We start from the raw sequence: 11,910 nt of genomic DNA, 5'->3' as shown, positions 1-11,910 counted from the left end.
GTCGACCCGAGGTCCGCCGAGCCGACACGTTTGACGTCGAACATGTCCAATTCACTGTTATCAACGCGCGGTCGTCCTACTGTGCTCACAGCGCGTCGCGGACAGACGAACGACGCGGGAAGGGTGACCCGGGCAGGTGGTGCGGTCGAGACGTGTGCGCTGGCAGCTGACGGTGCTGGCCGTGGTCGGGGTGATCGCCACGGCGTACGTCGGCGCCACCTACGCCCGCCTGGACAAGCTCTTCGGCATCGGGACGTACACCGTCCACGCCGACTTCCCCGACTCCGGCGGCATCTTCACCAACGCCGAGGTGACCTATCTCGGTTCGCCGGTGGGCCGCGTCGGATCGCTCCACCTGCGGCCCGACGGTGTCCGCGTCGACCTCGACCTGAACTCCGACGGCCCGCGGATCCCGGCGTCGGCCCAGGCGGTGGTGGCGAGCCGGTCGGCGATCGGTGAGCAGTACGTGGACCTGCGTCCGCCGTCGACGGGTGGACCACAACTGACCGACGGCTCGGTGATCAGCGACACCGCGATCCCGGTACCGATCCAGGACGTCGTGTCCTCCGCGGTCGACCTCGCCGGGTCGGTGCCCGTCGACGATCTGAAGACGGTCGTGACGGAGCTGGGCAAGGCGTTCGACAACAACGGCGAGAACCTGCGCACGCTGGTCGACTCGCTGGCGAACCTGTCGAAGTCGGGCAACGACAACCTGCCGCAGACGATCTCGCTGATCCGCAACTCCGACACGGTGCTCACCACGCAGGCCGCGCAGTCGGACGAGATCCTGAACTGGTCGCGCAGCCTCGGGCTCATCACCGCGCAGCTCGCGACCAGCGACCCCGACCTGCGTCGCCTCCTCACCACGGGTCAGACGTCGGCCACGCAGCTGTCGGCGCTGCTGGAACGCAGTGGGGGCGACGTCACCAGGGCCCTGCGCGATCTCGCGCTCGACATCCGGAACATCAAGGGCACGTTCCCGGCCGTCTCGCCCGCTCTCGCCGTGATCTCCGCGGTGTCCAGCGGGAGCTACACGCCGTCGCCGGGCGACGGCACGGTCCATTTCGGGGCGACCCTGGAGACGAACAACCCGCCCGCGTGCACCTTCGGCTACGAGAAGACCCAGCAGATCATCGCCGAGGAGAAGCGGAAGAACCCGGATTTCGACATCAACTACGACGACTTCCCGTTCAACACCGACGCGAGGTGCGCTCTGCCGCAGGGCAGCCCGACCAGCGTGCGCGGCGCGCAGAGCGCGGTCTGGGCCGACCCGGACATCCGGCAGCCATGGGACGACATCCCCAAGAAGGACCCCGACAAGCTCGACCTGAACCCGATCGCCACGCAGCTCTCGGCCTTGCTGGGAGTCTCCCCCCGCTGACGGGTCAGCAGCCCGTGGCGGCGCAGATGCGCTGGTCGACGGTCTGGGTCCGCAGTGTCATCACGCGGCTGGCCGTCTCGTCCCCGACCGCGATGATGTCGTCACCGCCCGACGGCCCGACGTGGACGACGCCCGATCCCTGCGCGGGGTAGAGGTCGGCCACCCGGACAGCGCTGCCGTTGGCCGCGACGCGGTGGATGGAGCCGTCCGCGGAGCCGGTCGCCGTCGTCGCGCCGACCGCGGCGACGGAGGTGACAGCGGTCGACCCGAGGGACACCCGCGGACCCAGCGCACCGCCGGTGCCCACGTCGAAGCGGCTCACGCCACCCGTCGCGTCCCCGACCACCACCACCGGGCGCAGCGCGGCCCGGGAGTCCGAGCCGGGTTCGCCCTCGCCGAGCGCGAGTCCGTAGGCGAGCGCGGTGACGGGTGTCGACGGCGCGATCCGGCCGGAGATGGCACCGACCCCCGTCGACGACACAGTCCACCGCAGGACGCCCGTGGGCCCGCCCACGGCGATCTGGCCGCCGTCGGAGGACCAGGCGGCCGCGGTGGCTCGGGTACCGATGTCGAGGTCGCCGATCGCGACCAGTCCTCGCGGCGTGACCGACCAGATCCCCGTCGACGCGCCACCGTTGCGCGACATGGCGATCAACGACGACGTGGGTGAGAACGCGATCACGCCGATTGGGCCGGGACCGAGCTGCACCGGGGCGCCCACCGCGACCGGCGCCGCGAACGTCCGGGTGTCCCACAGCTGAGCGCGGTGTCCGGCATCGACAGTCATCATCCACAGGCCACTCGGCGCGACCGCCGCGCCGTCGAAGTGGTCGGGTGCGTCGACGACCCCGCCGACCACCGGTGCCCGGGGATCGCTGATGTCGACCACCTGGACCGGTCCGTCGAGATGCGGTACGGCGCAGATGGATCGGGCGATCGAACACGACGGCGTCGCCGCGGTCCCGATCGTGCCGGGGATCGTCCCCGTCGGCAGCGACCACGAGCGCGCGCCATCGGCGCCGGTGCTGACCAGTACGCCGTCGGGAGCGAACCGGGCGGCCGTGATCCCGCCCGGGCTGCGCAGCGGTGAGATCTGCGGCGTGGACGCGGCGGGGCGGGCGGGGTCGACGATGTCGGTGATGCCGTCGGCGGTCACCGCCAGAACGGGTGCCGGGCGGCCGGGGCCGGACGGTGAGAACGACAGCGACCCGACGCGGCTGTGGTCGCCGGCGAGATCGGTCGCGGGCCCGGTCGCGAGCCCGTCCGCGCCGACCCGGACGACGGACACCTGACCGGCACCGTCCGCGAGGGCGGTGTAGCCGGTGGTGGTGGCGACGGCGGTCACGGCGCCGTCGACCGACGGCAGCGACCCCACGAGGGCCCCGGTTCGGGGGTCGACGACGGTCGCCCCGCCGTCGGTGGCACCGACGACGACGCCGTCGGGTCCGGCCGCGAGGGCGGTGGGTGTCCCACCGAGCGCGGCGGTCGCGGCGACCGTCGGGCGGGCGGGATCGTCGACGGCGACGATGCGCAGGGTGCCCGCCGCGTCGACGACGGCGAACCGGTTCGGCTCCGGGATCGCGACCACCGCGACCGCGGGACGGGAGGTCGGCACCGTCCCGACCGGGCTCGGGGCGAGCCCGGATCCGATGCGCCACAGGCGGATCGCGCCGTCGGAGACGACACCCATCGCCGTCGTCCCGGAGATCGCCACCGACTGCGGACCGTCGGCGACGCCGGCGTCGACGATCGATCCGCCCGGGCCGGTCGCGCCGACCACGGTGAGCCCACCGGCGGGTCCCACGACCACCGACGGGGCCGCCGGGTCCGCCGCGGGGGTGGCGACGGCGCGTGTGGCGCCGACGCCGAGTGGGCGGGCGAGTGGCCGTGTCTGGGTGGCCAGGACGGCCGCCTCGGCTCCTGCGTCAGCCGGGTCCGCCGCGAACGCAGCACGGGCGGCGGCCGCCGACGCGGACGGATTCGTCTGTGCGAGAGCCGAGGACCGCTCGATGAGGGATGTGATCCGTGCGGCGTCGCGCTGGGCGTCCGATCGCTGGGTACCGACCCCGAACACCACCGCGAGCACCAGCGACACGATCGCCACGAGGACCCCGACAGTGGCCAGGACCCGACGTCGGGAACGATGCAGCCGCAGGCGATCTCGTGATCGCTCGAGGAACGAGGCGGCATCGGATCCGAGCTCGTCGAACGGTTCGAGCGCGGACTCGGCGCGCCGGAGCCGGTCGGTGTCGTACAGCTCGTCGGCGGGCCGGCCGCCCTGCGCCCAGCGGGCCGCGTCGGTGGTGACGCGGTCCCGCAGCGGTGCCTGCACTCGACGGTCGGCGATCCACGCGGACAGCCGCGGCCAGGCCGTGATCAACGCCGGGTGGGTGAGTTCCACCCGGCCCTCGACGACCCGGACGAGGTGCGCCTCGGTGAGACGGCTGAGGACGCGGTCGAGATGGGGGCGGGCGACACGACGCAGCAGGTGGGTGGTGTCACGAGCGGACGGTGATCCGTCGGCCGCGGCGAGCAGGAGGATGCGGGCCGTGTCCCGGTCGACCGGGGTGAACCGCGACCAGGCACGGTCGGCGGCGATCGCCGTGATCTCGGTGATCGGGTCCGACGCGCGGTACGCCTTCATGGTCATCGCGACGTCGGTGTCGGCGATCCGCGTGTGCCACAGGTGATCGAGCATCACGCCGAGCGCGACGAGGGGCGGGGTGTCGGCGTCCACCCGGGTGAGATCGGCCGCGATCGCCTCGCCGAGCCCGGACTCGGTCCGCACGCCCGCGACCCGCGCGGGCAGGTCGACGGCCTCGACGACCTCCGGGGTGCTCATCGGCGTGAGCACCACCGACCGAGTGTCGAGGGCGGTGGCGAGGACGGGTTCGGTGAGCGCCTGCGCGGCGTACTCGGCACCCAGCCCGAGGACGACGGCGAACCGGCTGTCACCGGCCAGTGTGTCGATCAGACGGAGGAACAGGGCGCGGTCGGCCGAGCCGCACCAGCGGAACAGCTCCTCGACCTGGTCGACGACGAGCAGGCAGGCGCGGTGCCGACCGGTGGCCGTCACGGAGACGACGTCGGACGCCGCCACGAGATCGGGCGCGGCGGAGGCGTCGTCGACCGCGGACCGGTCGAGGCCGACGGCCGCGGCGAGCGACGCGACGGCGTCGGAGCCGGGCCTGAGGATCACCGTCGACGCGTCGACCCGGTCGGTGCGGGTGCGCAAACCCGATGCGCGGACCTCGGGGATCAGACCGGCTCGCAGCAGCGAGGTCTTCCCGGAGCCGGACGGACCGAGCAGAACGACGGCGCCCTCGCCGGCCGTCACCCGCAGATGAAGGCGGCGTCGCAGGTCGGTACGTCCGGCGAACACCGCGGCGTCGACCTCGGTGTAGGCGGTGAGCGGTCGGTACGGGCTCGCGTCGTCGGGCCGTGGCGACGGATCGTCCGCCACCGATGCGGCGTCGGTCGACGTCGGATGCGTGGAGTGCCCGGCCGCGTCGACACGCGGACGGGCACGCAGATCTGCGTACACGAGGCCCCCCTGGCCACCCCGCCGACCGTGGACGGCGGGTGTCTCACTCTCGTTGCGCGGCGCACGTCCCCACGTGCGCTGCCTTCCCCGTCAGCGATTGTGCGGGAGTCCCGTGGCCTTTGTCCACCGCGTGCGCCGCCACCGCACCCGTCCTGACCTCGTGAGATCAGCTCACGAGTCGGTGGACGCACGCCGATCGGTGGGCACGACGAGCCCGCGTCGCCAGATCTCGACGAGTGTCGCGATGGCCTCCTCCTCGGTCCGTCCCCGGGTGATGTCGTCGCCGCCGCTGACGAACCAGTTCCAACAGAACGAGTCGAGCATCGAGACGATCGCCGAGGCGAAGAGATGTTTGTCGAGCCCGATGTCGGTGCCGCGGTGCTCCACGGACCGGAACACGTCCAGCACCGCGTCGATGCCCTGCGCCCGCCGCGTCCGCCACCACTGCCCGAACGCGGGGTCGGTCATCGACAACTGGAAGGCACCGATCATCTCCGGCAGGTAGTCCCGATACGACGCCCAGTACACCCGCACCGCCGCGTCGATGTTGTGGCCGGGATCGGCGGTGAGGCGGCTGCGGGTGTCGGCGAGGATCCGGTCCTGGAACTCCTCCAGGAGGTGTTCCAGCAGTTGACGTTTGCTCTCGTGATAGTTGTAGAACGACCCCGGCGAGCGGCCGGCCGCGGCCGCGATGTCGGAGATCTTCGCCGCGAGGTACCCCTTCTCGGCGAACACCTTCCGCGCCGCCTGCACGAACGCCTGCTCGGTGCGGCGACCCTTCTCGGTCGCGATCGGCGTGTCGTTCACACGACACCCGCCTCGCGGAGACGGGCGAGCGCCTCCGGGTCGCGCAGTGCACCGAGCACCTCGTCGTTGTGGTGCCCGGGGCGGGGCGGTGCGGCGGTGCGAACCGATCCCGGGGTGCCGTGGAGCATGGGCACGACACCGGGTCCGAGCACGGTGCGTCCCACCCGCTCGTCGGGGTGCTCGACGAGCATCCCGCGGGCGCGCAGCTGCTCGTCGTCGACGATGTCGGCCACGGTGTTGATCGGTCCGGCGACCACCCCCGCGTCGTCGAGGCGGGCCAGGAGGACGTCACGCTCGATCGTCGCGGTCCATGCGGCGATGATCGCGTCGATCTCGTCCTGATTGGTCCCACGGGCGCCGTGGGTGGCGAAGCGGGGGTCGTCGGCGAGTTCGGGCCGGCCCATCGCGCCACACAACCGTCGGAACACGGTGTCCTGGTTGGCCCCGATGACCACCAGCGACCCGTCGGCGGTGGGGTAGACGTTCGACGGCGCGATCCCGTCGAGACGGGTGCCCGACGGCCCGCGCACGACGCCGCCCATCGCGTAGTCGGGGATGACGGACTCCTGGATGGCCAGGCAGGCCTCGGTGAGCGCGACGTCGACGACCTGTCCCTCGCCGGTGACCGTGCGGCGGTAGAGGGCGGCGAGTGCGCCCTGCGCGGCGAACATCCCGGCGAGGGTGTCGCCCAGGGACAGTGCGAGCCGGGGCGGCGGCTGATCCGGGTACCCGTTGAGGTGCCGCAGTCCGCTCACGGCCTCGGCGACCGACGCGTAGCCGGGACGCGACGCGGCAGGGCCGGTCTGCCCGTAGCCCGACACCCGCACCAGGACGAGGCCGGGATTGCGCTCGTGCAGGACGTCCCAGCCGATGCCGAGCCGCTCGAGGGTGCCGGGACGAAAGTTCTCGACGACCACGTCGGCGGTCGCGACGAGGTCCAGGAACAGGGCCCGCCCGTCGCCGGAGCTCAGGTCGATGGTCACCGCGCGCTTGTTGCGTGCATAGACCGTCCACAGGAACCGGTGCCCGTCGACCTCGGCCTGACCCCATCCCCGCAGCGGGTCCGGCGAGGTCGGCGACTCCACCTTGACGACGTCGGCGCCCATGTCGCCGAGGAGGCGCGCCCCGAACGGCCCGGCGATGAGCGAACCCAGCTCGACGACGCGGATCCCGTCGAGGGCGCCGGACACGGCGGGGTGCTTCTGCATGGGTCCAGGGTGACGAATCGCCCGTACACGGCGCCAACCGACCCGCCGACAGCCCGGTGTCCGTCACTCGTCGTGCGCGCGTGCCCAACGTCGTCCTGGACCGTTTGTCCACCGTCCCAATGTCGTTTCGCAACCCGGACAAAAGATCAGAGCACCCCGTTACAGTGACCGCGGTCACGGAGCCCGGGTGACGTCACTTCCCCGTGCGCCGTCGACAGCAGCTTCACGACGACCCGGGGGAGAGATGGCGAACGTCGGCACGCGCCGCAGCGGTGTGCTCGCGGTGACACGGTTCGGTGATGCCGTCGTGTCCGCGATCGCGACCCTCGGTCGCCTCGTCGAGTTGACCCTCACCGCGTTCGGGCACCTCGGCCGGGACATCGTGCGGGGCCGACTGCCCGGGCGGGAGGTGCTGAGTCAGGCGAGCTTCTTCGCCGGCGTCGCCGGGGTGCCGGCCGTCCTCGTCTCGATCCCGTTCGGCGTCATCCTGTCCGTACAGGTCGGCGGCCTCACGCAGCAGCTCGGCGCGTCGTCGCTGTCCGGCGCCACCGGTGCGCTGGCCATCCTCCAACAGGGCGCGCCCATCGGCGCGGCGCTGCTCATCGGCGGCGCCGTGGGGTCGGCGATCGCCGCCGACCTCGGTGCCCGCACGGTGCGGGAGGAGATCGACGCGATGCGCACGATGGGCATCGACCCGGCACGACGGGTGGTCGCGCCCCGCATCCTCGCGGTGATCGTCGTCGCCCCGCTCATCTGCATGGAGATCATCGCGGTCGGCGTCGCCGCCGGGTACGTCATCAACGTGTCGTTCCAGGGCGGCGCCCCCGGCAGCTATCTCGGCGGCTTCGGCCAGTTCGCCGGCGTCACCGACCTCGTGATCGCGCTGGCCAAGTCGGTCCTGTTCGGGGTCGTCGTCGTGGCCATCGCCTGCCAGCGCGGACTCGAGGCCCGCGGCGGGCCCCGCGGCGTCGCCGACGCGGTGAACGCGGCCGTCGTGCTCGGCGTCGTCGCGTCGTTCCTGCTGAACCTCGCCGTCACCCAGATCCTGTCGATGTTCGTCCAGCAGAAGGTCGGGTGACGCGGTGACGGGTTTCGCGACGTACTCCCGCTCCCGGCGGTGGACCACCGCCACCAGCCGGGCCGCCGCCGTGCCGGTGAACGCCCTCGAGCGCGTCGGACATCAGGTCCACTTCGCCTACGACGTGCTGCGGTCGACGCCGCACGCCCTGCGTGTGTACCGGTCGCAGACCGGCGCCGTGCTGTCCGACCTGATGTGGGGCTCCACCGGCATCGTCGTCGGCGGTGGGTCGGTCGCGGTGCTGGTGGTGCTCGGGCTGTCGGTCGGCGGGTCCATCGGCATCGAGTCGTTCGCGACGCTGCGACTGTTCGGGATCGGGCCGCTGAGCGGGTTCCTCTCCGCCTACGTCAACACCCGGGAACTGGGGCCGATCGTCGTGGCCATCGGGTTCGCCGCGCAGGCGGGCTGTCGGATGACCGCGGAGATCGGGTCGATGCGCATCGCCGAGGAGATCGACGCGTTGGAGGCGCAGGCGATCCGTCCGGTGCCCTTCGTGGTGTCCACCCGCGTCATCGCGGGCGTGGTCACGATCATCCCGCTGTTCCTCATCACGCTGATCCTGAGCTACCTGTCCTGCGCGTTCGTCGTGAACACGGTCAACGGGCAGTCGTCGGGCACGTACTACCACTACTTCACGGCGTTCCTGTCCCCGGTCGACATGCTGTTCGCGATGGTCAAGGCCGTGATCTTCGTCGTCGCGGTGATCCTGATCCACTGCTACCAGGGGTTCTACGCGGCGGGCGGACCCGAGGGCGTGGGCATCGCGTCCGGCCGGGCCATCAAGAGCAGCTTCGTGATGATCGTCGTGCTCGACATGATCCTGACCCTGGTGTTCTGGGGGTCCGACGTCGGGTTCCGGTTCTCCGGATGATGTACGAGGACGCCTCCGGACGCGGTCCGTCCCGACGCACGCTGCTGATCATCGGCGCGGCCACCCTCGCCGTGCTCGTCGTCGCGGCCATCCCGCTGACGATCTACGCGCGCGGCGGATTCGACGACCGGGTGACGGTCGTCGCCGTGACCGACGCCGTCGGTGACGGGCTCGCCGCGGGCGGCGACGTCAAGTTCCGCGGCCTCATCGTGGGACGCGTCGACTCGGTGCGGGTCACCGACGGGACGCAGCAGCAGGTCACGCTCTCCATCGACGAGAAGCAGGCCGCGAACATCCCCGACCGGGTGAGCGCCGCGTACGCGCCGTCGAACATCCTCGGCGTCACCGGCATCGAGCTGCGCTCCGACGCCACCGCCGGACAGGGCGCGGGCCGGCTGCGCGACGGTGAACGACTGCGGATCGGGTCGGACTCGACGAACGTGTCGGTCGCCGAGCTGCTCCGACAGGTCGGTCAGATCTCGACCACGGTCACCGGCACAACGGTCTCGCAGAGCATCGACGTGCTCTCCCGTGTGGTCGACGCCGTCCAGCCGCTGCTGCGGTCGGGGGCGGACCTGCTGAACCTCGCCGCGGCGCGTCAGCAGATGCCGCTCGCGCGGTTCCTGCAGATCCTCGGGCCCGCGTCCCGGGGTGTCGCCGACCTCGAGGGCCCGTTCGACACCGTCCTGATCAACCTGACGAAGACCACCGCCGAGTACACCGACCCGAAGGTGGTCAGCGGTGTCCGCGACACGCTGTCGGGACTCGTGCAGACCGTCGGCACCATCGGCGGCGTCGTCGGCGACAACCTCACCTCGCTGAGTACCCTGCTCGACTTCGTCATCACCGTGGGCTCACCGCTCGGACGCACCCTGCGGTCCATCCCGCCCGCCTACGACGACTCGCGGGAACTGGTGCGGCGGTTGACGAAGGCGCTGCCGACGCAGGACGGCAAGGTCACCCTGCAGGTGGGCGCGACCCTCGCGAACATGCCGCAGCTGACCTCGGTGCTGCTCGCGCCCCCGACCGCAGGCGGCGGTGGGCGATGAGGCTGCGGGCGGGGTCGATGATCGGGCTCGCGCTGTTCGTCGTCGCGATGATCGCCGCCGGCTGGGTGGTCGTGGGTGCCCTCTCGCCGCCGGTCGAGGGTCCGCAGCGCACGGTGACCGCCGACTTCTCCGACGTGTCCGGTCTCGCGGCCGGCAACGACGTGCGCGAGATCGGCGTCCGCGTCGGCAAGGTCGAGAAGGTCGCTCTGCACGACGGCGTCGCCCGCGTCACCTTCAGCCTCGAGCGCTCGGTCCCGCTGTTCGACAACACCACCATCGCGGTCCGGTACCTCAACCTCGTCGGCGAGCGGTACCTCGACGTGTACACCGACGGCCCGGCCGGGGTGCGGGTGTCCGGCTCGCAGGTCATCCCGCAGTCGCGGACCGTCCCCTCCTTCGACATCACGGTGCTGTTCAACGGACTTCGCCCGGTGTTCCGCGTGCTCGACCCCGCGCAGATCAACGAGTTCGTCGGCAACGTGCTCGCCGTCGTGCAGGGCCGCGGACCCGAACTCGGCTCGATCCTCGACCGCCTCAACGACATCACGCGGTTCGCGGCCGACCGGTCGGAGACCATCGCCGCGTTCGTCACCGGACTCGGGTCGTTGGCGCGCCAGATCCAGTACAAGTCACCGCGTCTCAACGAGCTCATCGCGCGCACCGGTGACGCGCTCGGTGCCCTGGCCGGCAACATCGACCAGACGCAGGCGTCACTGAAGGAGTCGGCGCGGGCGCTGAAGCCGCTACGGCTGGTGCTGCAGAGCCTGAACGGGGTCTACTTCGGCAACTACGCCGACGTCGACCGGCTGCTGCGCAAGTACATCCCACTGACGAACACCGCCTCGCAGATCCTGGCCGGGATCCCCGGCGTCCTCGACTCCCTCGTCGCGTCCACGCAGAGCGCCCGGGCCGCGTCCCTCACCTGCCGTGCGGGACAGTCGGTCCCGGGCCCGCTCACCACCGTGCTGCTCGCCGGTGCCCCGGTGGTGATCTGTCGATGACCCGTCGTCGGAAAGAGGTGCTGTACGGCCTGGCCGGGGTCGCCGTCATCGCGGTGATCGCCCTGGTGTGCGGGCTGCTCTACGTCATGCCGATGGGCGAGGACGAATACACCGCCGAGTTCACCTCGAGCGGTCAGCTCCGGTCGGGCGACGAGGTGCGTGTCGCCGGGATCCGGGTCGGCGAGGTGCGGGACGTCTCGGTCGTCGGCGACCACGTCGAGATCCGGTTCGGCCTCGACGGCTCGGTGCGCCTCGGCGACCGCACAGGCGCCGACATCCGCCTCACCACCGCGATCGGCGGCCACTATCTGGCGGTGACGCCGCAGGGATCGGAACCGCTGCGCGGCCACATCCCCCGCACGCAGACCTCCACGCCCTACGAGCTCACCGACGTCATCCGGGACTCCGGCTCGGTCGTGGACAAGGTCGACGCCGTCACCACGCGGCAGACCTTCGCGCAGGTGAGTCAGGCCCTCGCCGGGCGCTCGGACGCCGCGCGCGAGATCATCAGCCAGATCGAGACGGTCACCACCACCCTCGGCGACCGCGACGACGATCTCGACCGGGCGATCGCGATCACCGAGGAGTATGTCGGCGCCCTGAACAACGGTCGCGCCCAACTGGTGAACCTGCTCCGTCTCGTCGGGCTCATCGGATACCGCTTCTACCAGTTCCGGTTCGACGCGCTGGAGACGATCCGCGGCGTCGACGCACTCTTCGCCTTCCTCGAGCCGCCGGTGGGGGCGCTGTCGGGAACGATCAACCCAGAGGTCGACAAGGTGAAGGAGATCGTACTGGCCGTGCGCGACAAGCTCGGTCGCGCCAACCCGATCGTGGACCGACTCACACAGCTGGCGAACGAGATCGGTGGCATCCTCAGCACCGACGGGTCCGCCGTCGACGTCGATCTCTCGAAGACCCGCGTCGACGCGCCCTCACTGTGCATCCCGACCCCGGACAAGGGGTGCTGA

Annotated in this window: 9 protein-coding genes; 6 read left to right on the top strand and 3 right to left on the bottom strand. The window is 71.5% G+C overall.

The genetic code is table 11. From position 1 onward, the window contains the following. Window positions 1-139: 139 nt before the first annotated feature. Window positions 140-1,381 (top strand): MlaD family protein, encoded by a 1,242-nt coding sequence (locus Q1A98_RS17700; protein WP_299575905.1) that lies wholly within the window; start codon window positions 140-142, stop codon window positions 1,379-1,381. Window positions 1,382-1,385: 4 nt separating this feature from the next. Here the strand turns inward: Q1A98_RS17700 and Q1A98_RS17695 are convergent, their stop codons facing one another. The 3 genes from Q1A98_RS17695 to Q1A98_RS17685 all read right to left on the bottom strand — a co-directional run bounded on the left by Q1A98_RS17695 (window position 1,386) and on the right by Q1A98_RS17685 (window position 6,940). After that, window positions 1,386-4,925 (bottom strand): hypothetical protein, encoded by a 3,540-nt coding sequence (locus Q1A98_RS17695; RefSeq protein ID WP_299575904.1) that lies wholly within the window; start codon window positions 4,923-4,925, stop codon window positions 1,386-1,388. Between the two features lie 171 nt (window positions 4,926-5,096). After that, on the bottom strand, window positions 5,097-5,732 hold the full coding sequence (locus tag Q1A98_RS17690) for a TetR/AcrR family transcriptional regulator (protein WP_299575902.1): 636 nt from the start codon (window positions 5,730-5,732) through the stop codon (window positions 5,097-5,099). Continuing rightward, the gene (locus Q1A98_RS17685; protein ID WP_299575900.1) at window positions 5,729-6,940 is read right to left on the bottom strand and encodes a CaiB/BaiF CoA-transferase family protein; all 1,212 of its coding nucleotides are present in this window, start codon (window positions 6,938-6,940) and stop codon (window positions 5,729-5,731) included. The genes Q1A98_RS17690 and Q1A98_RS17685 overlap by 4 nt, the downstream gene beginning before the upstream one ends. 244 nt (window positions 6,941-7,184) lie before the next feature. Between Q1A98_RS17685 and Q1A98_RS17680 the strand changes: the two genes are divergently transcribed. The 5 genes from Q1A98_RS17680 (at window position 7,185) to Q1A98_RS17660 (ending at window position 11,910) form a co-directional block, all read left to right on the top strand. Then, the gene (locus Q1A98_RS17680) at window positions 7,185-8,018 is read left to right on the top strand and encodes an ABC transporter permease (RefSeq protein ID WP_299575898.1); all 834 of its coding nucleotides are present in this window, start codon (window positions 7,185-7,187) and stop codon (window positions 8,016-8,018) included. Between the two features lie 70 nt (window positions 8,019-8,088). Then, window positions 8,089-8,889, top strand: a complete 801-nt coding sequence (locus Q1A98_RS17675) for an ABC transporter permease (protein ID WP_299575987.1) — start codon at window positions 8,089-8,091, stop codon at window positions 8,887-8,889. Beyond that, window positions 8,886-9,938 carry an MlaD family protein gene (locus Q1A98_RS17670; protein ID WP_299575896.1) on the top strand — a complete coding sequence of 351 codons (1,053 nt, stop codon included), beginning with the start codon at window positions 8,886-8,888 and terminating at the stop codon, window positions 9,936-9,938. Before Q1A98_RS17675 ends, Q1A98_RS17670 begins: the two co-directional genes overlap by 4 nt. Then, complete coding sequence (locus Q1A98_RS17665; RefSeq protein ID WP_299575894.1) at window positions 9,935-10,939, top strand: MlaD family protein; 1,005 nt, start codon at window positions 9,935-9,937, stop codon at window positions 10,937-10,939. Before Q1A98_RS17670 ends, Q1A98_RS17665 begins: the two co-directional genes overlap by 4 nt. Further along, window positions 10,936-11,910, top strand: coding sequence for an MlaD family protein (locus Q1A98_RS17660; RefSeq protein ID WP_299575892.1), 975 nt, complete (start codon window positions 10,936-10,938; stop codon window positions 11,908-11,910). Before Q1A98_RS17665 ends, Q1A98_RS17660 begins: the two co-directional genes overlap by 4 nt.

Source organism: uncultured Williamsia sp. (assembly GCF_947494875.1).
In the GTDB taxonomy this organism is placed as follows: Bacteria; Actinomycetota; Actinomycetes; order Mycobacteriales; family Mycobacteriaceae; genus Williamsia_A.
The sequence above is the reverse complement of the archived record's forward strand: the minus strand, read 5'-3'. Positions and strand labels throughout refer to the sequence as shown.